Origin of the sequence: Streptomyces mutabilis (assembly GCF_046628145.1) — a bacterium.
Classification (GTDB): domain Bacteria; phylum Actinomycetota; class Actinomycetes; order Streptomycetales; family Streptomycetaceae; genus Streptomyces; species Streptomyces mutabilis.
In genome coordinates, this window is sequence record NZ_CP176874.1 from 3,783,751 (window position 1) to 3,807,635 (window position 23,885).

26 protein-coding genes and 1 tRNA gene are annotated in these 23,885 nt (G+C 72.4%); 15 read left to right on the forward strand and 12 right to left on the reverse strand.

All coding sequences use genetic code 11. The annotated features are described in order from the left end of the window. Positions 1-49: 49 nt before the first annotated feature. Together ACLIN4_RS16940 and ACLIN4_RS16945 are read left to right on the forward strand one after the other, a co-directional pair. Positions 50-346 (forward strand): type II toxin-antitoxin system VapB family antitoxin, encoded by a 297-nt coding sequence (locus ACLIN4_RS16940; protein WP_003999914.1) that lies wholly within the window; start codon positions 50-52, stop codon positions 344-346. A gap of 136 nt (positions 347-482) precedes the next feature. Beyond that, positions 483-1,103, forward strand: coding sequence for a LytR C-terminal domain-containing protein (locus ACLIN4_RS16945; RefSeq protein ID WP_411576759.1), 621 nt, complete (start codon positions 483-485; stop codon positions 1,101-1,103). Positions 1,104-1,116: 13 nt separating this feature from the next. On the opposite strand, the gene upp is transcribed toward ACLIN4_RS16945, so the two are convergent. Next, the gene (upp, locus tag ACLIN4_RS16950; protein ID WP_029393037.1) at positions 1,117-1,752 is read right to left on the reverse strand and encodes a uracil phosphoribosyltransferase; all 636 of its coding nucleotides are present in this window, start codon (positions 1,750-1,752) and stop codon (positions 1,117-1,119) included. Between the two features lie 106 nt (positions 1,753-1,858). Here upp and ACLIN4_RS16955 point away from each other — a divergent pair, with 106 nt between their 5' ends. The 8 genes from ACLIN4_RS16955 (at position 1,859) to ACLIN4_RS16990 (ending at position 6,385) form a co-directional block, all read left to right on the forward strand. Next, on the forward strand, positions 1,859-2,089 hold the full coding sequence (locus tag ACLIN4_RS16955; protein WP_100047653.1) for a hypothetical protein: 231 nt from the start codon (positions 1,859-1,861) through the stop codon (positions 2,087-2,089). A 278-nt stretch (positions 2,090-2,367) separates the two neighbouring features. Then, a complete protein-coding gene (locus ACLIN4_RS16960; protein WP_100047654.1) occupies positions 2,368-2,913 on the forward strand; it encodes a hypothetical protein in 546 nt (181 codons plus the stop codon). Between the two features lie 77 nt (positions 2,914-2,990). Beyond that, entirely contained in the window at positions 2,991-3,422 is a 432-nt protein-coding gene (gene tadA, locus ACLIN4_RS16965) for a tRNA adenosine(34) deaminase TadA (RefSeq protein ID WP_100047667.1), read from the forward strand. 55 nt (positions 3,423-3,477) lie between these two features. After that, positions 3,478-3,562: transfer RNA gene (locus ACLIN4_RS16970), tRNA-Ser, on the forward strand. A gap of 87 nt (positions 3,563-3,649) precedes the next feature. After that, positions 3,650-3,826, forward strand: a complete 177-nt coding sequence (locus tag ACLIN4_RS16975; RefSeq protein ID WP_030979209.1) for a hypothetical protein — start codon at positions 3,650-3,652, stop codon at positions 3,824-3,826. Then, a complete protein-coding gene (locus ACLIN4_RS16980; protein ID WP_269955486.1) occupies positions 3,826-4,119 on the forward strand; it encodes a Dabb family protein in 294 nt (97 codons plus the stop codon). Before ACLIN4_RS16975 ends, ACLIN4_RS16980 begins: the two co-directional genes overlap by 1 nt. Positions 4,120-4,294: 175 nt before the next feature. Then, positions 4,295-5,146 (forward strand): RNA polymerase sigma factor SigF, encoded by an 852-nt coding sequence (locus tag ACLIN4_RS16985; RefSeq protein WP_100047668.1) that lies wholly within the window; start codon positions 4,295-4,297, stop codon positions 5,144-5,146. 291 nt (positions 5,147-5,437) lie between these two features. Then, a complete protein-coding gene (locus ACLIN4_RS16990) occupies positions 5,438-6,385 on the forward strand; it encodes an RNA polymerase sigma factor SigF (protein ID WP_100047656.1) in 948 nt (315 codons plus the stop codon). Positions 6,386-6,488: 103 nt separating this feature from the next. Here the strand turns inward: ACLIN4_RS16990 and ACLIN4_RS16995 are convergent, their stop codons facing one another. Beyond that, entirely contained in the window at positions 6,489-6,686 is a 198-nt protein-coding gene (locus ACLIN4_RS16995) for a hypothetical protein (protein ID WP_219178853.1), read from the reverse strand. A 228-nt stretch (positions 6,687-6,914) separates the two neighbouring features. Here ACLIN4_RS16995 and ACLIN4_RS17000 point away from each other — a divergent pair, with 228 nt between their 5' ends. From ACLIN4_RS17000 to ACLIN4_RS17010, 3 genes are all read left to right on the forward strand, one after another. Beyond that, entirely contained in the window at positions 6,915-7,418 is a 504-nt protein-coding gene (locus ACLIN4_RS17000; RefSeq protein ID WP_100047658.1) for a MarR family winged helix-turn-helix transcriptional regulator, read from the forward strand. Between the two features lie 13 nt (positions 7,419-7,431). Beyond that, on the forward strand, positions 7,432-9,978 hold the full coding sequence (locus tag ACLIN4_RS17005) for an MFS transporter (protein WP_289909007.1): 2,547 nt from the start codon (positions 7,432-7,434) through the stop codon (positions 9,976-9,978). 110 nt (positions 9,979-10,088) lie between these two features. Then, positions 10,089-10,910, forward strand: a complete 822-nt coding sequence (locus tag ACLIN4_RS17010; RefSeq protein ID WP_289909008.1) for a YceI family protein — start codon at positions 10,089-10,091, stop codon at positions 10,908-10,910. On the opposite strand, the gene ACLIN4_RS17015 is transcribed toward ACLIN4_RS17010, so the two are convergent. Together ACLIN4_RS17015 and ACLIN4_RS17020 are read right to left on the reverse strand one after the other, a co-directional pair. After that, complete coding sequence (locus tag ACLIN4_RS17015) at positions 10,893-11,594, reverse strand: GAF and ANTAR domain-containing protein (RefSeq protein WP_107479615.1); 702 nt, start codon at positions 11,592-11,594, stop codon at positions 10,893-10,895. The genes ACLIN4_RS17010 and ACLIN4_RS17015 overlap by 18 nt on opposite strands. Before the next feature lie 18 nt (positions 11,595-11,612). Continuing rightward, positions 11,613-12,317, reverse strand: coding sequence for an ANTAR domain-containing protein (locus tag ACLIN4_RS17020; RefSeq protein ID WP_411575966.1), 705 nt, complete (start codon positions 12,315-12,317; stop codon positions 11,613-11,615). A 260-nt stretch (positions 12,318-12,577) separates the two neighbouring features. Here ACLIN4_RS17020 and ACLIN4_RS17025 point away from each other — a divergent pair, with 260 nt between their 5' ends. Both ACLIN4_RS17025 and ACLIN4_RS17030 read left to right on the forward strand, forming a co-directional pair. Continuing rightward, positions 12,578-12,973 (forward strand): STAS domain-containing protein, encoded by a 396-nt coding sequence (locus ACLIN4_RS17025; protein WP_411575967.1) that lies wholly within the window; start codon positions 12,578-12,580, stop codon positions 12,971-12,973. Positions 12,974-13,007: 34 nt separating this feature from the next. Next, positions 13,008-13,478 (forward strand): PPOX class F420-dependent oxidoreductase, encoded by a 471-nt coding sequence (locus ACLIN4_RS17030; RefSeq protein WP_107479613.1) that lies wholly within the window; start codon positions 13,008-13,010, stop codon positions 13,476-13,478. A gap of 84 nt (positions 13,479-13,562) precedes the next feature. On the opposite strand, the gene ACLIN4_RS17035 is transcribed toward ACLIN4_RS17030, so the two are convergent. The 8 genes from ACLIN4_RS17035 to ACLIN4_RS17070 form a co-directional block, all read right to left on the reverse strand. Continuing rightward, complete coding sequence (locus ACLIN4_RS17035) at positions 13,563-14,324, reverse strand: TetR/AcrR family transcriptional regulator (protein ID WP_107479612.1); 762 nt, start codon at positions 14,322-14,324, stop codon at positions 13,563-13,565. Between the two features lie 116 nt (positions 14,325-14,440). Next, the gene (locus ACLIN4_RS17040; RefSeq protein WP_354671143.1) at positions 14,441-15,967 is read right to left on the reverse strand and encodes an MFS transporter; all 1,527 of its coding nucleotides are present in this window, start codon (positions 15,965-15,967) and stop codon (positions 14,441-14,443) included. Between the two features lie 64 nt (positions 15,968-16,031). After that, positions 16,032-18,233, reverse strand: a complete 2,202-nt coding sequence (locus tag ACLIN4_RS17045) for an ArnT family glycosyltransferase (protein WP_411575968.1) — start codon at positions 18,231-18,233, stop codon at positions 16,032-16,034. Further along, a complete protein-coding gene (locus ACLIN4_RS17050) occupies positions 18,230-19,591 on the reverse strand; it encodes a bifunctional glycosyltransferase family 2/GtrA family protein (protein WP_289909011.1) in 1,362 nt (453 codons plus the stop codon). Before ACLIN4_RS17050 ends, ACLIN4_RS17045 begins: the two co-directional genes overlap by 4 nt. A gap of 14 nt (positions 19,592-19,605) precedes the next feature. After that, on the reverse strand, positions 19,606-21,144 hold the full coding sequence (locus ACLIN4_RS17055) for a HAMP domain-containing sensor histidine kinase (RefSeq protein WP_411575969.1): 1,539 nt from the start codon (positions 21,142-21,144) through the stop codon (positions 19,606-19,608). After that, positions 21,141-21,878 carry a response regulator transcription factor gene (locus ACLIN4_RS17060; protein WP_179342676.1) on the reverse strand — a complete coding sequence of 246 codons (738 nt, stop codon included), beginning with the start codon at positions 21,876-21,878 and terminating at the stop codon, positions 21,141-21,143. Before ACLIN4_RS17060 ends, ACLIN4_RS17055 begins: the two co-directional genes overlap by 4 nt. Positions 21,879-21,981: 103 nt before the next feature. Continuing rightward, positions 21,982-22,872, reverse strand: a complete 891-nt coding sequence (locus ACLIN4_RS17065; protein ID WP_411575970.1) for an amidohydrolase family protein — start codon at positions 22,870-22,872, stop codon at positions 21,982-21,984. A 39-nt stretch (positions 22,873-22,911) separates the two neighbouring features. Beyond that, positions 22,912-23,796, reverse strand: a complete 885-nt coding sequence (locus ACLIN4_RS17070; RefSeq protein ID WP_100049259.1) for a DUF2797 domain-containing protein — start codon at positions 23,794-23,796, stop codon at positions 22,912-22,914. Positions 23,797-23,885: the final 89 nt, after the last annotated feature.

The window sequence follows — 23,885 nt, forward strand, 5'->3', positions numbered from 1 at the left end:
TCCGCCGCCATGGCTGCGCCCGCGACGTCTGGGCCGGTAGGCTTTCCGTGTGATCTTCAAGCGCATCGGAAACGGCCGGCCGTACCCCGACCACGGCCGGGAGAGCACCCGGCAGTGGGCGGACGTCGCGCCGCGCCCGGTCCGCCTCGATCAGCTCGTGACGACCAAGGGCCAGCTCGACCTGGAGACCCTCCTCGCCGAGGACTCCACCTTCTACGGCGACCTCTTCGCGCACGTCGTGAAGTGGCAGGGCGACCTGTACCTCGAGGACGGGCTGCACCGCGCGGTGCGCGCGGCACTCCAGCAGCGCCAGGTGCTGCACGCGCGGGTCCTCGAACTCGACTGACCAGCCCCGCGACGCCTCGGCTTTGACTCTTTCGGGTTGCTTCGGGCCGAACGGCGGAACGTCGACTGATCATCTAATAGGCATCACCGCCTCATCGCACTACGCTGCGCCCATGAGCATGCTCACTCCCCCTGGTATGGGCGGCCAGTACAAGATCACGGGGGACAGGTACCCGCGGATGCGACCGGCCCGGCGACGCGGCAGGCTCGCGCTCGTCGCCGTCGCCTGCGTCACCGTTCTCGGGGTGCTCGGCTGGGGCACGCTCCAGCTGATCGACGTCTTCACCGGCGGGGACAAGGCCTCCGCCCTCGGCGCGGCCTCGGACTGCCGGACCACCGCCGCGAAGGCGAGCGCCTCACCCGCGGCGGTGAAGCTGCCGAAGCCCGCCCAGGTCACCGTCAACGTGCTCAACGCCACGACCCGCGGCGGCCTCGCCCAGAAGACCGCCGACGAGCTGAAGAAGCGCGGCTTCCGCATCGGCGAGGTGAGCAACGCGCCCAAGGAGTACGACAAGAAGGTCCAGGGCGCGGGCCTCCTGCTCGGCCCCGCCACGGCCCTGAAGAGCTCGCTGCCCGTGCTCGGTGCCCAGCTCGCCGGCGCGGAACGCCGTACCGACGCGGCCCGCAAGGGCGCCGAGGTCGATCTGATCATCGGCAACGGCTTCAAGGGGCTGACGAAGCCGGCGGACGCCGACGCGGCACTGGCCGCACTGGCCGCGCCGCAGCCGACGCCCGCCGCGGAGAAGAAGGGCTGCTGAGCAGCCGTACGACCTACTCGGCCGCCCCGTACATGCGGTCGCCCGCGTCGCCGAGGCCCGGCACGATGTAGCCCAGTTCGTTGAGGCGCTCGTCGACCGAGGCCGTCACGACCGTCACCGGGGTGCCGGCCAGCTCGCGCTCCATGAGCTCGACGCCCTCCGGCGCGGCGAGCAGCACCACGGCCGTCACGTCGTCGGCGCCGCGCTTGATCAGCTCCTGGATCGACGCGACCAGGGTGCCGCCCGTGGCCAGCATCGGGTCCAGGACGTACACCTGACGCCCGGAGAGGTCGTCCGGCATGCGTGTGGCGTAGGTGGAGGCCTGGAGCGTCTCCTCGTTGCGCACCATGCCCAGGAAGCCCACCTCGGCGGTCGGCAGCAGCCGGACCATGCCGTCGAGCATGCCGAGACCGGCCCGCAGGATCGGCACCACCAGCGGGCGCGGGTGGGAGAGCTTGACGCCTGTGGTCTGCGCGACCGGCGTGTGGATGTCGACCTGTTCGGTGCGCACGTCGCGCGTGGCCTCGTAGGCGAGCAGGGTGACCAGCTCGTCGGCGAGACGGCGGAAGGTCGCGGAGTCGGTGCGCTGGTCGCGCAGCGTGGTGAGCTTGTGGGCGACCAGGGGGTGGTCGACGACGTGGAGACGCATGTCCACCACAGTAACCGGGCCCTGGGGCGGACGCTTCACTCGCTCGCTGGAGTCAAACCCCCCGGTCGGGGGAAGGTGGGAGGGACTGACGCTGGGTGGTGACGCTGTGCCTGACCGGGACATCCACGACACGCCGTCCCTCGGCAAGGAGCCGGGAAGGGCGCGGGGTACGGAGCGGAGTACGGAGCCGGAGCGGGAGGGCGAGCGCCGTCGGCGGCGGGCCCAGTTCCTGCGCGACCTGGCTGAGGCCCGGGAGTTGCGGGACCGGGTGCAGCCGCGCCGCGCCAAGGCGGCCCGGCTGCGGCACGCGATGCGCATGCGCACCTTCCGCTGGTAGTCCCCCGGACCGGCGGGGGGAAGATCGCGCGCCGCGCCGGTGTCGGTGCGGTGGGAGTACGCGGCTGCCGTGAGAATCCGCGTACGATCCGCACGTGGCGGCGACGAGTCGGGGTCCCCGGTCAAAACTGCCGGACACAGGGCGCCGAAGACGTCCCCTGACGGCCTTGTTTCTGCCACGATTCCGAGTGGGTGGGGCTCGGAGCACCGCTCCCCCGCCCGCAGCCTCCGCCGGGGGGACCCCCAACCGGCACGCCTATGACCAGTGGGAGAGTCACGGTGTACTTCGCCGCACTGCTCGCGCGCACCGAAGACGGATGGGTAGCGAGCGACACGGAGCTCGACGATGTGGAGACCCTGTCGGATCTGGCCGACCTGGCCCGGGAAGCCTCTCCCGACGAGGACACGGTGCTCGTGCTGATCGAGCAGGAGGACGCGTGGTTCGGAGTCGTCCGGGTGGACGGCGAGGAGGACCCCCGTATCTACGTCTCGGACGCCGCCGCCGCGGCCCGCAGCAGCTACGGCGAGATCCTGCTCACCGACGAACTGCTGGGCCGGGAGCCCGGTGACGACGGCGACGACCTCGACGCCCTCGACCTCGACGGCACGGAGGACGGCGAGTCCGACGACGACGAGGACGGTGCCGACGGCGGTGACGCGGTCGCCGGCGCCGGTGAGGCCGTGCCGCACGGGCCCGTCGGTGACGCCGAGGTCCTGGACGACCTGGGCGTGAGCGAGAAGGAGCTGCGTTCCCTGTCCGGGGACGCGGTCGGCGAGATCGCCGAGGCCCTGGGCGCCTCCGAGGTGCTGGAGACGGTCCGCTGACCGGACGGAACGTGGCGGAGGAACCGGCGGAACGTTCCGGCCCGCCCGACCCGGTGCGCGACCCGTGGCGGGCGGCGATGCGGCTCGCCCTGGCCGAGGCCGGGCGGGCCGCGCTCGGCGGCGACGTGCCCGTCGGTGCCGTCGTGCTGGCACCGGACGGGCGGACGGTGCTGGCCGCCGGGCACAACGAGCGCGAGGCCGGCGGCGATCCCACGGCCCACGCCGAGGTGCTCGCCGTCCGCCGGGCGGCCGCGGCGCTCGGAGAGTGGCGGCTGGCCGGGTGCACCCTCGTCGTCACCCTGGAGCCGTGCACGATGTGCGCGGGCGCGCTGGTGCAGTCCCGCGTGGACCGCGTCGTCTACGGCGCCCGCGACGACAAGGCGGGCGCGGCCGGCTCCCTGTGGGACGTCGTGCGCGACCGGCGGCTCAACCACCGCCCCGAGGTGATCGAGGGGGTCCTCGCGGACGACTGCGCGCGGCTGCTGACCGACTTCTTCCGCGACCGCTGACCGGCGCCGAATACCGATTTCGAACCATGCGGCACTGTGCTGTAAGGTCTGTCTCGGTAGCGTGTCCGAGCGGCCGAAGGAGCTCGCCTCGAAAGCGAGTGTGGCGCAAGTCACCGAGGGTTCAAATCCCTCCGCTACCGCTTCTGAAGGGCCCCGTCGAAAGACGGGGCCCTTCGTGCGATCATGTGCGATCGAAAGGCGTGCAACAAAGGACAGGGGAGGCCGCGGTGGCGGTGAACGCGAAGAAGATCGCCGTCTACGCACTCGTGGTTTTCGTGCTGTATGTGATCATCACGGACCCGGCCAAGGCCGCCGACTACGTCCAGATAGGTTTCCAGGGCATCTCCGACGCGGCGGGCGCCGTGGGCGACTTCATGACCTGGGCCGCCAACGGAGGAAAGTGATGATCCGCCACCTGGTGCTGTTCAAGCTCAACGACGGCGTGCGGCGCGACGACCCGCGCGTCGTGGAGGGCGTCGAGGCGTTCCGCGCGCTCGGCGACCGGATCGAGGAGCTGCGCTTCTGGGAGTGCGCCTGGAACATCAGCGACCGGCCCATCGCCTACGACTTCGCCATCAACTCGGCCGTGGACGACGCCGACGCCCTCAAGCGGTACCTGGAACACCCCGCGCACCAGGCGGGCGTGGCGCTGTGGCGGGAGTTCGCCACCTGGGTGATCGCCGACTACGAGTTCTGAGCCCCCGCCGTCCGCCATCGGCCTCGCACCCGACCGGTGCGGGGCCGATCTGCTTTCGTTCACTCAACACGACGTTATGCGGTGCTTGCACACAGTGCACATGTCTTGTGATGCTATGACCGCTTTTGACGGATGAGTGACGGAAGAGTTGACGGATCACGAGGTGGAGTTGACCGTGCCGGCCAGTACTGCGCCTCAAGCACCGCCCGCGCCGCCCGCCCAGGCAAACGAGGCGCCCGCGCGGGAGACCACGCAGCAGCGCAGCCGGGGCGCGGACACCCGGGCCCTGACCCAAGTACTCTTCGGCGAGCTGAAGGGGCTCACGCCGGGCACGCCGGAGCACGACCGGGTGCGCGCGGCGCTCATCGAGGCCAACCTCCCTCTGGTGCGCTACGCCGCCGCCCGCTTCCGCTCCCGCAACGAGCCGATGGAGGACGTCGTCCAGGTCGGCACCATCGGGCTCATCAACGCCATCGACCGCTTCGACCCCGAACGGGGCGTGCAGTTCCCGACGTTCGCGATGCCGACCGTGGTCGGCGAGATCAAGCGGTACTTCCGGGACAACGTCCGCACGGTGCACGTCCCGCGCCGGCTGCACGAGCTGTGGGTGCAGGTCAACAGCGCCACCGAGGACCTGACGACCGCCTTCGGCCGCTCCCCGACGACCGCCGAGATCGCCGAGCGGCTGCGCATCTCCGAGGAGGAGGTGCTGTCCTGCATCGAGGCGGGCCGGTCGTACCACGCCACCTCGCTGGAGGCCGCGCAGGAGGGCGACGGCCTGCCCGGACTGCTCGACCGGCTCGGCTACGAGGACCCCGCCCTCGACGGCGTCGAGCACCGCGACCTCGTCCGGCACCTGCTCGTCCAGCTCCCGGAGCGGGAGCAGCGCATCCTGCTGCTGCGCTACTACAGCAACCTCACCCAGTCGCAGATCAGTGCGGAACTCGGCGTATCGCAGATGCACGTCTCGCGGCTACTGGCGCGTAGTTTCCAGCGGTTGAGGTCCGCCAACCGCATCGAGGCGTAGTCTCGCCCCAGCGCGGAAAGCATTCGAAGGCGCGAGCGAACGGTCACCGGGGCGAGCGAATCGCTCACCAGGGCCGTTGCGGGCGGAATCAGGCCGAAAGGCCGTCAGACCCCCTGTTTCCAGGGGGAATTCGCGTCTCGGATGTCGACATGTCACTACAGCGCGTTGCCGACATGTGACATTCTGCCGGAGACGCGTTTGCCGGGGCTCCGGCTCCGGTATTCAGGTGAAGGCTGCGTTCCCGTCCCGGGAACGTGCGCCGTGACCGTCCCGCGACCCAAAGGGGGTGGCATGTCCGCAGACCAGGGCAGCTCGAAGGTGCTCGCGCTCGCGGAGAGCGAGACCGCGCCCGACACGCTCGAGGCGCTCGGCCCCGTCGGCTCCATCGACTCCGTCGGTTCCATCGACGACGGTCAGGCCGGCGAAGCCGTACCGACCCTCGACGCCGTGCCGGCCCAGGCCCTCGCGGCCCCGGAGGCCATCGACACCCGCACCCTGTCCCGCTCCCTGTTCCTGCGGCTCGCCGCCCTCGACGAGGACAGCCCCGAGCGTGCCTACGTCCGGGACACCCTGATCGAGCTCAACCTCCCGCTGGTGCGCTACGCGGCGGCCCGCTTCCGCTCGCGCAACGAGCCGATGGAGGACATCGTCCAGGTCGGCACGATCGGCCTGATCAAGGCGATCGACCGCTTCGACTGCGAACGGGGCGTGGAGTTCCCGACGTTCGCGATGCCGACCGTCGTCGGCGAGATCAAGCGGTTCTTCCGGGACACCTCGTGGTCGGTGCGCGTCCCGCGCCGGCTCCAGGAGCTGCGCCTGGCCCTGACGAAGGCCAGCGACGAGCTCTCCCAGAAGCTGGACCGCTCCCCGACCGTCGGCGAGCTGGCCACCGTGCTCGGCGTCTCCGAGGAGGACGTCGTCGACGGCCTCGCGGTGGGCAACGCCTACACCGCCTCCTCGCTGGACTCCCCGGCCCCGGAGGACGACGGCGGCGAGGGCTCGCTGGCCGACCGTCTCGGCTACGAGGACACGGCACTGGAGGGCGTGGAGTACCGCGAGTCCCTCAAGCCGCTGCTGGCCAAGCTGCCGCCCCGGGAGCGGCGGATCATCATGCTGCGCTTCTTCGCCAACATGACCCAGTCGCAGATCGGCGAGGAGGTCGGCATCTCGCAGATGCACGTCTCCCGGCTGCTCACGCGCACCCTGGCGCAGCTGCGCGAGGGCCTCATCTCCGACTGAGTCCGACTCCGGACACTCCGGCGACCGCCGCGGCCCATCGGGGTGCCGCGGCGGTCGCCGTCACGTGGGCGCCCGCGCCGGGCGCCGTTCCGTCTCGGTGCCGCTACTTCAGCGCCAGCCAGGCCACGGCGGCGACGATCACCACGGCGGCCACGATGCCGACGATCAGGCCGATGCGGGGGCCGGAGGAGGCGGCGGGGGCCGCCTGCCGGGACTGGGGGGCGTCGTCGACGAACGCGCGGAACATCTGGGTGCTGCCTGCGGGGTCGTAATTGCCCTGGGGGCCCTGGTTGTTAGCCATGGGCCGAGACACTAGCGAATCCGTGGTGGGGGCCCAAGTGCGGGGCCGACCAACCGGCTTGTGGCGGCTCCGGGCCGCGCCCGGCCCGCCCCACCGCCCGCCACCTGCACGTTTACTTTCGCAATACTTGCCTTTGCCAACTTTTTGTCGCCGCATGACCGTTTTTATTTGCCTGTAGCAACCAACCGCTCCTATGGTTGCCCTAAGCAACGAATGCGGGAGGTGCGCATGGCCGAGAGGGCGCAGTACGAGGAGCTGATCCGACAGTTCAGCGCCTTCGGCGCCGTCAAACGGGAGATGGGCCGCATCCTGCCGGCCGACTGCCCCGGCGGATCCGCCGCCGTACTGACCCTGCTGGGCCGCCACGGGGACATGCGCATCAGCAAGCTCGCCGAGCTGCTGGCCGTGGACATGTCGGTGACCAGCCGCCACGTCGCACACATAGCCGACCGGGGCTGGATCGAACGCTCCCCCGACCCCGCGGACAAGCGCTCGCGCATCCTGCGCCTGACGCCCGCGGGCCGGTCGCAGCTCGACGAGCTGTCGGAGCGGACGACCCAGCTGCTGGCCCACCGGCTGAGCGACTGGACCGACGACGAGGTCGGCCAGCTCACCCGGCTGATGACCAGGCTCAGGGCGAGCTTCGACGACTGCCGGTCCGCACCGGCCCGGCCCCCCGCACCACCCGAGGTCGAACAGACCACCCGTACACCCGCGACCACCACGAAGTAAGCAAAGGAAGTACATGGCAACGACCACACCAGCCGGTGTGCGGGCTCATGCCAAGCACGGGGGAGGCTCCGCCGGAGACGCTCCGATGTCGCACCGGCAGATCATGGAGGCGCTGTCCGGGCTCTTGCTCGGCATGTTCTGCGCCATCCTGTCCTCGACCATCGTCACCAACGCCCTGCCCGAGATCATCGGTGACCTCGGCGGCGGTCAGAGCGCCTACACCTGGGTGGTCACCGCCTCGCTGCTGACGATGACCGCCTCCACCCCTCTGTGGGGCAAGCTCGCGGACCTGGTCAGCAAGAAGGCCCTGGTCCAGATAGCCCTGATCGTCTACGTCATCGGCTCCGTCGTGGCCGGTCTGTCGCAGAACCCCGCGATGCTGATCACCGCACGGGCCATCCAGGGCCTGGGCGCCGGCGGTCTGTCCGCCCTGGCGCAGATCATCATGGCCGCGATGATCTCCCCGCGTGAGCGCGGGCGCTACTCCGGCTACCTGGGCGCCACCTTCGCCGTCGCGACCGTCGGCGGTCCGCTGCTCGGCGGCGTCATCACCGACACCAGCTGGCTCGGCTGGCGCTGGTGCCTCTACGTCGGCGTGCCCTTCGCGATCCTCGCGCTGATCGTGCTGCAGAAGACGCTGCACCTGCCCGTGGCCAAGCGGAAGGTCAAGGTCGACTGGGCCGGCGCCTTCTTCGTCACCGCGGCCGTCTGCCTGCTGCTCGTCTGGGTCACCTTCGCGGACGACAAGTACGACTGGATGTCGTGGCAGACCGGTGCCATGGTCGGCGGCGCGATCGTGCTGACGCTGATCTTCCTGTTCGTCGAGTCCAAGGCCAGCGAGCCGATCATCCCGCTGCGCCTGTTCCGCAACCGCACCATCACCCTGGCCTCGCTGGCCTCGCTGTTCGTCGGTATCGCGATGTTCGCGGGCACCGTCTACTTCAGCCAGTACTTCCAGCTGGCCCGGGACAAGTCCCCGACCATGTCGGGCGTCATGACCATCCCGATGATCGGCGGCCTGTTCATCTCGTCCACCGTCTCCGGTCAGATCATCACCAAGACCGGCAAGTGGAAGGGCTGGCTGCTGGCCGGCGGTGTGCTGCTGACGGCGGGCCTGGGCCTGCTGGGCACCATGCGCTACGACACCCCGTACTGGCACATCGCCGTCTACATGGCGCTGATGGGCCTCGGCGTCGGCATGATGATGCAGAACCTGGTGCTCTGCACGCAGAACCAGGTGGCCCCGAGCGACCTGGGTGCCGCGTCCTCCGTCGTCACCTTCTTCCGGTCCCTCGGCGGTGCGGTGGGCGTCTCGGTGCTCGGCTCCGTGATGTCGACCCGGATCAGCCACTACGCCTCGGACACCATCGGTTCGCTCAGCCCGCAGGAGCAGGCGGCGGCCGCCAAGGCCGCCGGCGGCAGCTCGATCCCCGACATGGACCTGCTGCCCCCCGGCATCCGCGAGTGGCTGGAGAGCGCCTACGGGCACGGCATCGCGGACATCTTCCTGATCGTCGCGCCGATCGCCCTGATCGCGTTCCTCGTCACCCTGTTCATCAAGGAGGTCCCGTTGCGTACCTCGGGCGCCCTCGCCCAGGCCGCCGAAGCCACCGCCGAGACCGCCTCCCCGGCGGCTCCGGCTCCGGCCGAGGCCACCCGGGTCGCCGCCGAGCCGGTTCCGGCCGGTGCGGTCGCCGCCCCGTCCGTCGCCGACTCCGGCACCCAGCCCGCGGCCACGCAGCGGCTCGCCGCCGTCGCCTCGGCGGCCGGCTCCGGTGAGCCGACGGCACCCGTCTCCGGCGGCATCCCGGTCCGCGGCTTCGTCCGCGGCGCCGAGTCCGCGCCGGTCCCGCAGGCCGCGGTCACGCTGATCTCGCTGGGAGGCCGGCAGCTGGGCCGCTCGGTCGCCCAGGCCGACGGTTCCTACGCGGTCGACGCGCCGGGCGCGGGATCGTACGTCCTGATCGCCTCCGCCGACGGTTTCCAGCCGCAGGCGTCGACGATCGTCGTGAACGACGAGCCCGTCGCCTACGACATCCTGCTCAGCGGCACCAGCGGGCTGACCGGCCTGGTGCGCGCCGTGGAGAGCGGGCTGCCGGTGAAGGACGCGATGGTGATCGTGACCGATGTGCGCGGGGACCTGCTGGCCACCGCCGCCACCGGTGAGGCTGGTGACTTCGCCTTCACCGAGCTGGTGCCGGGCACGGTGACCGTCGCGGTGAACGCCGCCGGCTACCGGCCGCGCGCCCTGCCGGTCGAGGTGGGCGGCGCCGGTGTCACCCGCGTGGAGGTCGACCTCCAGGCCGGCGCTCAGGTCCAGGGCGTCGTGCGGGCGCCGCACGGTCCGCTGGCCGACGCCCGCGTCACGCTGGTCGACGCGGCGGGCAACGTGGTCGGCACGGCCACCACCGGCGCGGACGGGGCGTACGCCTTCACCGACCTGGACGCCGGTGAGTACACCGTGATCGCGACCGGCTACCCGCCGGTGGCGACGTCCCTGACGGTCGCCGGCCCGGGTGCCGACGGCCACGACATCGAGCTCGCCCACCCCGGCGAGTAGCGAGACCCCGGCCCGTGGTGGCGTGCGCGCTCTGAGCGGAGGCGCGCCCGCCCGCCACGGGCCGGTTTTGTTGACGACCACTTTCTGAGCCTTTGCAGGGAGAAAACGGGATGGGACTGACCGCGAGGATCCGAACGCGGGACGGATGGGCCGTGTCGCACGCGGTCGTCACGGTGACCGACATGACCGGTACGCAGGTGCTGCGCGCCGAGGCGGACACCGAGGGCACCGTGCGGGACACCACCCCGCTGGCGCCGGGGGCGTACACCGTGATCGTCACCGCCGTCGGCTACGCGCCGGCCGCGTCCAGCGCGATCGTCACCGCGAGCGGCCGGGCCGAGGTCGGCACCGTGACGCTGGCCCGCCAGGGCGGCACCGAACTGCCGCCGCCCGGGCCGTGGACCATCGACCCGGCGCACTCCAGCGTCGCCGCGGTCGCCCAGCACCTGGGCATCTCCAGCGTGCACGGCAGGTTCACGGAGTTCGCCGGCACGGTCGAGATCGCGCCGGACGACGTGACCAAGTCCCGGGTGGAGGCGGTGATCAAGGCGGCCTCCGTCGACACCGGCAACGGCATGCGCGACACCCACCTGCGCTCCGCCGACTTCCTGGACACCGAGCGGTACCCGGAGATCACCTACCGCTCCACCGGGGTGACGGAGGCCGGCCCGGACCGCTGGACCGTCCACGGCGAGCTGGGCCTGCACGGCGTGGTCCGCCCGGTCGACCTGGACCTGGCCTACCTCGGAACCGGCGCCGACCCGTGGGGCGGCACCCGGGCGGCGTTCCGCGCCACCACGGAGCTGCGGCGCGAGGACTTCGCCATGAACTACAACCAGGTCCTCCAGGCCGGCATCGCCGCCATCGGCACGACCCTCAGGGTCGAGCTGGACATCCAGGCGGTCCAGGGGGAGTCACTGCCGGCCGCGTGAGGCGCCGCCGGACGCCTGGGCCACCAGTTCGCCGCACAGGTCCCGGAGCTTGACGTTCCGGTGTTGGGAGGCCCGGCGCAGCCGAGCCAGGGCCCGGTGGGCGTCGATCCGCTCCCGGGCCATGAGGATGCCGACCGCCTGGTCGATGATGCTGCGGGAGAGCAGCGCGGTACGTACATCGGCCGCGGAGGCCTGCTGCCGCTCCAGGCGCAGGGCCTCGTTCACCGCGTCGGCGGCCCGCTCCGCGAAGGTGCGGGCCGCTTCGCGCCCCTGGGCCAGCGAGTCGGGCTCCAGGCCGTAGAAGTTGAGCGCGGCACCCGTCTCGCCCTCGACCGCCATCGGCAGCGCCAGCACACAGCGCACGCCGGTGGCCAGCGCGTACTCCGTGTACGCGGGCCAGCGGGTCTCCGCGGCCAGATCGGGGGAGTACCGGGGGCTCCCCGTCTCGGCCGCGTCCACGCACGGCCCCGAACCGTTCTCGTACTGCCTGAGATCCAGCCCGCTGGGCAGCCCCGAACTCCCCGCCAGCGTCATCAGCCGGTCGGCCCGGCGCACGGTGACCGAGCAGGCCACGGCCCCCGGCACCTGGCCGACCGCGCGGTCGGTCAGGTCGCGCAGCAGGGTGTCGAGCCCCTGGCTCCTGGCTATCGCCTGGTCGAGCGTGTCAGAGGTCTGCGAGGTCATGACCGTACGGATATCCCGTCATCGCTCGCCCACTCCTCGGCCCTGCACGCCGCTGTTCGCGTCGACGATGCGGCGGGCGAGGTCGCGCAGCTTCACGTTCTCCCGCTGGGAGGCCTTCACCAGGGAGTCGAAGGCGCCGGCCGCGTCGATGGTCAGGCGCTCCATGAGGATGCCGGTGGCCTGGCCGATCAGGTCCCGGGTGCGCATGGCCTCGGTGAGCTGCTCCCGCACGGTCGCCGAGTCCAGGGCGAGGGAGACGTGCGCGGTGAACAGGCGGCCGACGCGGGTGGCGTCCTCGTCGAAGGCGTGCGGCTTGCGGGCGTAGGCCGTCAGCACGGTCAGGCGGCGCCGGTCGGCGCGCAGCCTCAGCGACAGGGCGGAGCGCAGGCCGAGGCCGGAGAGGGCGTTCCCGCCGCCGTCGGCGTCGCTGTCGTCGGTGCGGACCACGGGCGTGGTCCACAGGCGTTCCCAGTCCGGGTGCGGCTCGCGGCCCCCGTGCCGTGAGTCGGCGTCGAAGCGTACGGCCTCGTCGGTCCAGGCGAGGGTGCGCAGCCGGCCGCGCTGGATCTCCGAGATGCCCGCGTGCTCGGCGCCGGGCAGCAGGCGCACCGCCAGCTGGACCGCGGCGGTCAGGGTGTCGTCGGGGGCGCCCGTACCGTGCAGTTGCCGAGCCGCCGACGTCAGGGCCTCGGCCAGCTCGAAGCCCACCGGAAAACGCGGCAAATCAGTAAATTCGGACGCAGCCACCACGAACCTCTTCGGCGTGCACGACCCGGTGGCCGTGCGCAGGAGAGCTCCGCAGCACATTCCTGACTGCGAGCACAGGACGGACAGCACTCTAGCTGCTTGGTTGCGCTGCGGTGACGCCCGGTCGACGGACCGGGCAGGCACCTTCCGCATCCCGCCGACGGCGTGATGGAATGGGGAGCGGGTCAGGAAGCGGCCTTGCCGGAAGCCGGACGGACGTCTGCCAGGTGAGTGCCGTGACCTTCCTCCCCCGACCGTGCGAGCCGTGTGATCCACCCGGTTACGCCGTGCTCGCGCTGCCCCGCGAGATCGACTTCTGCAACGCCGCGGGGCTGCTCCCACTGATCATGACCGCCGTGGACCATCACTCGGGCGGCCTGCGCTTCCTCGTCCTGGATCTGACCGCCACCCGCTTCATGGACTCCCAGGGCGTCCGCCTCCTCACCGAGGTGCGCCAACGCCTGCACGGCCGCGCCCGGCTGCGGGTGGTGGCCACCCCGACGGGCGTGCCCAGCCGGATCCTGGAACTGTCCGGTCTGCGCCGGGACGTGCCGGTGTACGACAGTGTCGCGGAGGCGCTGCGCCCCGGGAGCGGGGCGGGCGGCGCGACGGTGAGCGGGAGCCCGGTCTGAGGCCCGCCCGGCGCATCCGGCCTAGGCTGGCCGCATGGCACCGAACATCGCGACGAACACTCGTGTCTCCCTGGACGAGTTGCTGGAGTTTGTACGTCCCCGGCACCGGGCGATCCTGCTGACCCGCCGGGCCGACGGCAGCCCGCAGGGGTCGCCGCTGACCTGCGGGGTCGACGACTCCGGGCGGATCGTGGTCTCCACGTACCCCGAACGCGCCAAGACCCGCAACGCACGGCGCGACCCGCGGGTCAGCGTCATCGTGCTCAGCGACGACTGGAACGGCCCCTGGGTCCAGATCGACGGCACGGCGGAGGTCGTCGACGCCCCCGACTCCGTCGAGCCGCTCGTGGAGTACTACCGCAACATCTCCGGCGAGCACCCCGACTGGGACGAGTACCGGCAGGCGATGGTGAAGCAGGGCAAGTCGATCATCCGGGTGACGCCGGAGAAGTGGGGGCCGGTGGCGACGGGCGGCTTCCCGGCGCGGCTGGCGTCGGACGGCTGACGGCAGGCGGCAGGCGGCAGGCGGCAGGCGGCAGGCGGCAGGCGGCAGGCCACGGTCGGAGGCACCGGGCCTCCGGGGGGCCGGTCAGCCCCGGTCGATCATCGCCTCGATGCCCGCGATCAGCAGGTCCAGCGCGAACTCGAAGTCCCGGTCCAGCATCTCCGCGACCGTGTCGCCGCCGCGGGCCGACATGATGGCCCGGGACTCCGCGATGACGTCCGGCGCGGTGTCCGGCGACTCGGCCACCGCGTTCATGGAGTCCTGGAAGTACTCGTCCGGACTCATCCCGGACCCGGCCGCCCGCGCGAAGAGGTGGCCCTCGATCGTGCCGTAGCCGTACACGAACTGGAAGACGGTGGAGATCGCCCCGGTCAGCCGGTGCACGGGCAGTCCGCTCCGGCGCATCACGCCCTGCACCGCGCGGGAGAAGGCCAGCGAGTGCGGCCCGATGTTGAGGTAGGTGCCGGCCAGCGGGGACAGCCAGGGGTGGCGCACCAGCAGCGCGCGGTTCTCCCGGGCCAGCGTGCGCAGCTGCTCGCGCCAGTCCTCGCCGGCGGCCTCCGGGTCGGGGGGGCGCAGCTCGCCGTACACGGCGTCCAGGGCGAGTTCGAGCAGCTGGTCCTTGGTGTCGACGTACCAGTAGACGGACATCGCGGTGACGTCCAGTTCGGCCGCCAGGCGGCGCATGGAGAACTTGGCCAGTCCCTCGGCGTCCAGCAGCCGGACCGTGGCCTCGGTGATCCGCTCGCGGTCGAGCCCGGACGGCTGCCCGCCGCGACGACCGCCGCGCCGCCCCTCGTCCACCAGCCAGACACTGGACCGCGGCCCCTGGCCCGCCTTCGCCATACGCACCTACCTCGTTCAACGATGCCGGTCATGCTAGGCGCCCCCTCGGGGACGCGGGGTACGGCGCGACCGGCCACGACGAGCCCGCAGCCGCGCGGACACCCCGCCGGCCGGGCTCAGGCGCCGGCCCGTTCCGCCCTGCGCAGCAGCACCGCCGCCACGGCCCCGCCGACCAGCACGGCCACCGCCCCCACCAGCTGACTGCTCTCCAGCCCGGAGGAGAACGCGTCGATGACCCGCTCCCGCTCCGCCTCCCCCTCCGCCGAGGCCAGCGCGGCCGGCAACGACGCCGCCGCGACCGGCACCAGCGCCGCGAACCGCGAGTTCAGCACCGCGCCCAGCACGGCCACGCCCAGCCCGTTGCCGAACTCCGCGAGCGTCCCGTTGATCCCCGCGCCGACCCCCGCCTTGGCCGGCGGGATCGAACTCATGATGGCGTGCGCCATGGCCGGGTTGCCGAGCGCGCACCCCACGCCGATCAGCAGCAGCCCCAGCAACGTGCCCGCATAGCCCACTCCGGTCAGCGTGGCGATGGCCACCAGGCCCGCCGACATCAGCACCATGCTCAGCATCACCGCCACCGGCGTACCCAGCTTGGCCAGCCACTTCGCCGCGATGCCGGAGAAGTTCAGCACCACCACCGTCACAGCCAGCGGCGCGGTCGCCAGCCCCGCCTCCAGCGGGTCGTACCCGAGCACGAACTGCAGGTGCTGGGTGAGCAGGAACAGCGCGCCGCCCATGCCGAAGGTGATCAGCATCAGCCCGGCGACCGCGCCCGTGAACCGCTGGTTGCGGAAGAAGGCGAGGTCGAGCATGGGGTACGGGATGCGGCTCTCCCAGTACGCGAAGAGCGCGAGCACGCCCACCGCGACGGCCGCCGTGGCCAGTACGCGGCCCGAGGTCCAGCCGTGCTCGGGGCCGGAGATGATCGCATAGACCAGTGCGGCCATGCCGATCGTGGAGAGCAGGGCGCCCAGCAGGTCGGGGCGGTCGCCCTGCCGGTTCTTCGACTCGGGGACCAGGGTCACTACCGCGACCAGGCCCAGCGCCACGACCGGCAGGTTGATCAGGAAGATCGCGCCCCACCAGAAGTGGTCCAGCATGAAGCCGCCGATCAGCGGCCCGCAGGCGAAGCCGAGCGCGCTCACCGCGCTCCAGATGCCGATCGCCTTGGCGTGCTCCTCGGGCGCGAAGATCTGCATGACCACGGCGAGCGTGGTGGTCAGCAGCAGCGCCCCGCCGACGCCCATGCCGGCCCGTGCGGCGATCAGCTGGCCGGTGCTGTCCGCGAGGCCCGCCGCCAGCGAGCCCAGGCCGAACAGCGCCAGACCCGCGGTCAGCATCTTCTTGCGGCCGTAGCGGTCGGCGGCGCTGCCCGCGGTGAGCAGCAGGCCGGACTGCACCAGCGAGTAGGCGTTGATCATCCACTGGATGTCGGAGGTGGCCGCCCCCAGCTCGTCGGTGAGAGAGGGGATGGCCACGTTCAGCACGGTGTTGTCCAGCACCACCGTCAGCTGGGCGAGGCTGATGACACCGAGGATCAGCCAGCGCTGCGGGTGGCCCTGGACGGTGGCGGGCGAGGGCTGGGCCCGGCCCGGTTCCTTTTCCTTTTCCTGTTCCGGCGAGGGTGAGGACGTCGTCATGCTGTACAGCGTATAAGGGCTCCCATACGCTGTACAGCAGAGGCCCTGACGGTGGCCCGGCCGGTCAGGCGGTCGGCCGGGTGAGGTCGTAGAAGGTGGCCGAACCGACCGTGACCTTCGTGAAGTTGGCCTCGACCCAGGACGTGATCTGCGACGACGTACCGGAGTCGCCGCCCGCGCCACCGCCCGTCCCGCCGCCGGCGAAGTAGTGGATCTCGCCGTCCTCGACGTACTTCTTGAACTGGGCGAGCGTCGGTGACGGGTCCGTGCCGTTGAAGCCGCCGATCGCCATCACGGGCTCGCCGGTGCTGAGCTGGTAGCTCGCGGCGTTCTGGGAGCCGACCGCGGCGGCGGCCCAGGTGTAGTCGTCGGCGTCGGTCTCCAGCAGCTTCTTGGCCTCGGAGTCGACCTGGGCGCCGTTCAGCAGGCCGCCTATGCCGCCGCCTCCGCCCATGCCGCCGCCTGGGCCAGTGCCACCCTCGCCGGTCCGGCCGTTCGGGGCGGTCTGGCCGTTCTGACCCGGCGCGCCTCCGGGAAAGCCGCCGGTGCCGGGGCCGCCCTGGCCCTGGCCCTGGCCTTGACCCTGGCCCTGCCCTTGCCCGGGCACGGTCCCGCCTCCGGGGAAGCCGCCCCCGTCCGGGCCGCCGCCACCGGGGCCGCCGCCCCGGCCACCGCCACCGCCCGGACCGCCCATCACGCTCGCGCCGGACGGGCCGGCCGTGACGATGGAGCCGCTGTGGCCCTCCTGCACGGTGCTCACCGTGTACGCGGCCGGCGCGGCCAGTGACGCCACGACACCCAGCCCCGCCGCGGCGAGCGCCGGCCGCCGGCCCAGCCGCCCCGCGAAGACCAGCCCCAGCGCGGCCACCAGGCCGCCGACGAGGACGAGCCACTTCAGCCAGGGCAGGTAGTCGGGCGTGCGGTTGAGCAGCACGTACCCCCAGGCCGCGGTCGCCGTGACGGCGGCGGCGAGGGCGAGCGACGCCCAGACCCGCTCGCGCCGGTCCCACAGCGCGGACGCGCCCATGCCGACGACGGCGGCGAGGTAGGGCGCGAGGGCCACCGTGTAGTACTGGTGGAAGATGCCCGCCATGTAGCTGAAGACGGCCGTGGTCATCAGCAGCGAGCCGCCCCAGACCAGGAGGGACGCGCGGGCGGCGTCGGTGCGCCCGCCGCGGCGCAGGGCGACGAGTCCCGCGACCAGCAGGATCAGGGCCGCCGGGAGCAGCCAGGAGATCTGGCCGCCGATCTCGGAGTTGAACATCCGGTCCCAGCCGGTCTCGCCCCACTGCCCGCCGCTCCCGCCGCCGGGGCCACCGCCGCCGCCGACGCTGCCGGTCTCCTCGCCGTTGAGCCGGCCCAGTCCGTTGTAGCCGAAGGTCAGCTCCAGGAAGCTGTTGTTCTGCGAGCCGCCGATGTACGGGCGGGACGACGCCGGCCACAGCTCCACGACCGCGACCCACCAGCCGCCGGAGACGACGAGGGCGAGGGTGGCGAGCGCGAGCTGCCCGAGCCGCTTCTTCAGCCGCACCGGCGCGCAGACGCCGTAGACCAGGGCGAGGGCGGGCAGGATCAGGAACGCCTGGAGGGTCTTGGTCAGGAAGGCGAACCCGATCGCCACGCCCGCCCACACCAGCCACTTGGTCCGGCCGTCATCCAGCGCGCGGACGACCAGGCAGCAGGCCACGGACATCAGCAGCGCGAGCAGCGCGTCCGGGTTGTTGAACCGGAACATCAGCGCGGCGACGGGCGTCAGGGCCAGCACCGCACCGGCGATCAGTCCGGCCGCGGGGCCGAACCGGCGGCGCACGGCCGCGTGGACGACGGCGACCGTCGCGACGCCCATCAGCACCTCGGGGACGAGGATCGACCAGGAGCTGAGCCCGAAGATCCGCACCGCGAGCGCCATCGGCCACAGGGCGGCCGGGGGCTTGTCGACGGTGATGGCGTTCGCCGCGTCGAGCGAGCCGAAGAAGAACGCCTTCCAGGACTGGCTGCCCGCCTGTACGGCCGCCGAGTAGAAGGAGTTGGCGTAGCCGGAGGCGCTCAGGTTGCAGAGGTACAGCAGGGCGGTGGCGAGCAGCAGGCCGAGGAAGGCCGGGCGTGCCCAGCGGGGGTCCTCGGGCCGGCCGCGCCACAGGTTGCGCACCAGCGCGCGTGGTCGGGGCCGCGCGGGTTCGGGGGGCGCTGTGGGCAGAAGTCCCCCGTTCTCGTCCCGGGAGCGGGTGTCCCCCGCGTGCGTCGCCGGTTCGTGGTGCGTCGTCATCGTCCGTCCCTCGGGTCGGTGTGGGCGTCGCGCACGGGCCGCAGCCGCACAGTCGCGTCGCCCCGGGTGCGGTACGGGTCGGGGTGCCGGGGTTGCGCCGGGAGCGGCTGCGTCGCGGGCGCCGGGTCCGGGAACACCCAGGCCCGGAAGAGCAGGAAGCGCAGCACGGTGGCGGCGAGGTTGGCGGCGATCAGCACCGCCAGCTCCGTGGAGTGGCCGGGGTCGGCGGTCGCCGCGTTCAGGGCGGCGAGCGAACCGCTGGTCAGCACGAGACCGATGCCGAAGACCACCAGCCCCTGCGCCTGGTGCCGCACGGCACCTCCCCGCCCCCGCACGCCGAAGGTCAGCCGCCGGTTGGCGGCGGTGTTGGCGACGGCCGAGACCAGCAGGGCGAGCGCGTTGGCGACCTGCGAACCGGTGAAGCCCCGGAAGGCGCTGTAGAGCAGCAGGTAGAAGAGGGTGGACAGGGCGCCGACGGCACAGAAGCCGACGAGCTGCCGCGCCAGGCCCTGCGGTACGCCGGCCAGCTCCCGGTCGCGCGGGTCGTCGCCGAACGGCCGGGCCAGCCGGTCCAGCGGCAGGGAACCGGTGGCCAGGGCCTTGCCGACCCGCCACACGCCCTTGAGGTCCTCGGTCGCCGTCCGCACGATGTGCACGGTCGAGTCGGGGTCGTCGACCCAGTCGACCGGCACCTCGTGGATGCGGCAGCCGGCCCGCTCGGCGAGCACCAGCATCTCGGTGTCGAAGAACCAGCCGGTGTCCTCCACCAGCGGCAGCAGCACCTGGGCCACGTCCCGGCGGATCGCCTTGAAGCCGCACTGGGCGTCGGAGAAGCGGGCCTGGAGGGAGCCGCGCAGGATGAGGTTGTAGGAGCGGGATATGAACTCCCGCTTGGCGCCGCGCACCACGCGGGAGCTGCGGGCGAGGCGGGAGCCGATCGCCAGGTCCGAGTGGCCGGAGATCAGCGGCGCCACCAGCGGCAGCAGCGCGTTGAGGTCGGTGGACAGGTCGACGTCCATGTAGGCGAGGACCGGGGCGTCGGAGGCCGACCAGACGGTGCGCAGGGCCCGGCCCCGCCCCTTCTGCTCCAGGCGGCGGGAGACGACCTCGGGCAGCTCCGCCGCCAGCCGGGCGGCGACGTGGGGCGTGGCGTCGGTGGAGGCGTTGTCCGCGACCGTGATGCGGAACCCGTACGGGAAGGTCCGCGTGAGGTGGTCGTGCAGCCGCAGGACGCACGGCCGGAGGTCCTTCTCCTCGTTGTAGACGGGGATCACAACGTCCAGGACAGGCGTACCGGCTCCTGCGGCCGGGAGGTGCTCCCGCGCCGGCAGGGAGCCGGGAGAAGAGTCGGTTCGCATGGGACCGACTCTTCTCAACTCCCCTGTCGCACCCGTGTGGTGACGCTGTGCTGTGCCTGTGAGTGCCGGGCCGCGCCGTCCTGGGCGGGCAGGTGCAGGGTGAACACCGTCCGTCCGGGCACGCTGTCGACGGTCACGGCGCCGCCGTGCGCGGTCGCCACGGCCTGCACGATGGCGAGCCCGAGGCCCGTCGAACCGGTGGCCCGGGACCGCGCGGAGTCGCCGCGCGCGAACCGTTCGAAGACGTGCGGCAGCAACTCGGCCGGGACGCCCTGCCCGTTGTCCTCCACGTCCACGCACAGCCACGCCCCGTTGCGGCGGACGCGCGCGGTGACGGTGGTGCCGGGCGGGGTGTGGTTGCGGGCGTTGGCCAGCAGGTTGACCAGCACCTGCTGGAGCCGGGCGGCGTCCGCCGAGACGATCGCCGGCTCGTCGGGCAGGTCGAGGCGCCAGTTGTGGTCGAGCCCGGCCGCGCGGGCGTCGCTGACGGTGTCCACGACGAGCGGTACGAGGTCGGTCTGCGCGAACTCCAGCGGCCGTCCGGCGTCCAGGCGGGCGAGCAGCAACAGGTCCTCGACCAGCAGGGTCATCCGCCCGGCCTCGGACTCGATGCGGCCCAGCGCGTGCCGGGTGTCGGGGCCGACCTGTTCCCGTCCCCTGCGGGTGAGTTCGGCGTACCCGCGGATGGAGGCGAGCGGCGTGCGCAGCTCGTGGCTGGCGTCGGCGACGAACTGCCGTACCCGGGTCTCGCTCTCCTGACGGGCGTGCAACGCCCCGTGCACGTGGTCGAGCATCCGGTTGAGCGCCGAGCCGACCCGGCCGACCTCGGTGTGCGGGTCGCACTCGGACTCCGGGACGCGTTCGTCGAGGTTCACCTCGCCCGCGTGCAGGGGGAGTTCGGAGACACGGGTGGCGGTGGCGGCGACCCGGCGCAAGGGGCGGGTGGCGACGCCGACGATGACGGCCCCGGCGAGGCCGGCGGCGACGAGGCCGGCGGCGGTGACGCTGGCCTCGACGATGACCAGGGTGCTGATGGTGCCGGTGACCTCGGAGGTCGGCACGGCGGCGTAGTAGCCGTCCTTGTACTGCACGCGGTAGTCGCCGAGGTCGCCGATGTCGACGGTGTGCGTGTCCCCGTCGCGGGGGACGGTGGCCAGCGCGGCGCGTTCCGCCTCGGTGAGGGCGACCGGCGTGGTGCCGCTGAAGTTGGTGCTGTCGTCGTCCTCGATGCCGTACTTGGCGTCGACGACGGTGCCGTCCCGCACCTCGGCGACGATCGTGCCGCGCGGCTGCGGCCCGCGGGTGACGAACTCGTCGAGATCCATCCGCTTCGGGCCCCCGCCGCCCGCCTTCGGGTCGCCCGGCGGCCCGAAGCCGGACACCCGCATCGCGACCTCGTGCACCTGCCCGTCCAACTGCTCGTACAGGTGCGACCGCAGCGCCACCGTCGTCACCGTGCCGATCACCGCGCACACCACCGCGATCAGCGCCACGGACGCGAGGACGAGCCGCGTCCGCAGGGTCCTGGGCCGCGGCCGTCGCCGTCCGCTCACGCCGCGGGCTTGATCAGGTAGCCGGCGCCGCGCCGGGTGTGGATCATCGGCTCGCGTCCGGCGTCGATCTTCCGGCGCAGGTAGGAGATGTACAGCTCGACGACGTTGGCCTGCCCGCCGAAGTCGTACGACCACACGCGGTCCAGGATCTGCGCCTTGCTCAGCACGCGGCGCGGATTGCGCATCAGGAACCGCAGCAGCTCGAACTCGGTGGCGGTGAGGTGGATACCGTCGCCGCCCCGGGTGACCTCGTGGCTGTCCTCGTCGAGGGTGAGGTCGCCGACGACCAGGACGGAGTCGGAGCGCCGGTCGGCGGCGCCGGTGCGGCGGATCAGCCCGCGCAGCCGGGCGACGACCTCCTCGAGGCTGAACGGCTTGGTGACGTAGTCGTCCCCGCCGGCGGTCAGCCCGGCGATGCGGTCCTCGACCGCGTCCTTGGCGGTCAGGAACAGCACCGGCACGTCCGGCAGGTCGCGGCGCAGCCGCCCCAGCACGCTCAGACCGTCCATGTCCGGCAGCATCATGTCCAGCACGACGGCGTCGGGCCGGAACTCGCGGGCGGCCTGGACGGCGCCGTGCCCGTCCCCGGCGCTGCGGATCTGCCAGCCCTCGTAGCGCAGGGCCATGGACAGCAGCTCGGTGATGGACAGCTCGTCGTCCACTACAAGCACCCGGACGGGGCTCCCGTCCGGCCTCAGCAGTTCGGTGCGCCCCTGGGGCGAGGTCGTGGTCATACCGGACACCATGTCGGGGCGCTCTGAGAGCACCCTTTCGCCGAGCTGTGATTTTCCTGAGAAACGCACAGGGGCCTCTCAGGAACCGTCCGGACGGCCGCCGTCAGCGCGTCGGCAGCCCGAACAGCCGCGCCCCGTTGTCGTGGCACACGTCCCGCAGCCACGCGTCGCCGAGCTCCAGCCGCTCCAGCGCACGCAGCTGGTGCGGGTACGGGTAGGGGATGTTGGGGAAGTCCGTACCGAGGAGGATGCGGTCGCCCAGATCGGACAGCCGCGGCAGCGCCCGCCGGGGGAAGGGGGCGAGCCGCTCGCTGAAGTCGGTGAACGCCATCGTCGTGTCCAGCCGCACCTCCGCGAAGCGCTCGGCGAGGTCCAGGAAGTCCTCGTACTCGGGCATCCCCATGTGGGCGACGACCAGCCGCAGCCGGGGATGGCGGGCCAGCACCCGTGCGATCGGCTCGGGCCCGGTGTGCTTGCCGGGCGCCGGCCCGGAACCGCAGTGGATCACGACCGGCACCCCCGCCTCGGCGAGCAGCCCCCACGCGCCGTCGAGCAGCTCGTCGGTCGGGTCGTACGCCCCGACCTGGACGTGCGCCTTGAAGACCCGCGCCCCCGCCTCGACCGCCTCGCGGACGTACTCCTCCACTCCCGGCTCCGGGAAGAGGGTGGAGGTGTGCAGGCAGTCGGGGGTCCGGCGGGCGAAGTCCACCGCCCAGCCGTTCAGCCACCGGGCCATGCCCGCCCTGTGCGGGTACAGCATGGCGGTGAAGGCCCGTACACCGAACTCCCGCAGCAGCGCCGTGCGTTCCTCCTCCGCCTTGCGGTAGGTGATCGGCCACTCGACGCCGCCGTTCAGCGGCCCGAGGGAGTCGAAGTAGCCCCACACCTTGCGCAGCACGCGCTCGGGCATGAAGTGCGTGTGCACGTCGACCAGTCCGGGCAGCCCGAGCGCCTCCCGGAACCGGCGGACCTGTTCGGCCTCGTGATCACTCATGGGGCCACGATCGCGCCCGGCGCACCCCGGGAACAAGGGTCAGAACAGACCGTCCTGCACCCCCACGGCCCTCTCGAACTCCCGCACGGGAACGGCGCACGGCTCGCCCTCGGCCGGCACCAGATCCCACCCGGTCATCAGCCGCGTGTCGAGCACGACCACCCCCCGCTCCGTCGCCAGATGCAGGTCGGGACCGGCGACCGCCACCAGCTCACCCCCGACCGCGCCGCCCGCCACCAGCTCCGTCACCTCCCCCACGGCGACCGGACCGCCGCCTTCGCCCCCTTCGAGCCCGAACACCCCCACGTGGTCCGCGCCCCGGAACGGCGCCGGCGTCAACGACTCCGGCCAGCCGCCGAGCGCCACCGCCCGCGCGTGCAGCTCCGCGATCTCGGCCGCCCGCTCCCCCTCCGACCGGGGCAGCCCGGACCGCACCGCACGCTTCTGCGCGTAGGGAACGCGGTCGGGCACCCCCAGCGCGGCCCGCAGCAGCTCCTCCGTCCGCCGAGCGGCCATCAGCGGCCCGTGGCCCAGCCAGCTGAAGCAGACGGCACCCTGCTCCAGCAGCCGGGCGGCCCCCCGCTCGTACGCGGTGATCCCGACCTTGACGAGACCCGGCCCGAACCACGCCAGGTAGACCCGGTACGGCCGCGGATCGTCCGCGATGGTGTCGGCGGCCACGGAGTGCGCCCGGTCCAGCCGCGCGCACTCCTCGCACCGCGCCCCCGTGCTCCGCCCTGGCACGCCGGCCCGCGCCGGGCACGCGTGCCCCCGTGCTCCCACGCATGTCCGCACACCCCCCTCGGCGACCCCGAAGGCCACCCTCCTGCCCCGGACCAGCGCACTGCGCCGGCCCCCGACCCACGTCAGCACGGGACCGTCCGCCGCCCACCGCAGCCCCGAGCACCTCCATGCCTGTGCCATCCCTGCCGAGGGTAGAGGGAGCCACTGACAACGCCCGCCGACGACGTCGAGGCGGGCACTGCCCAGAAGACAGTGCCCGCCTCGACGTA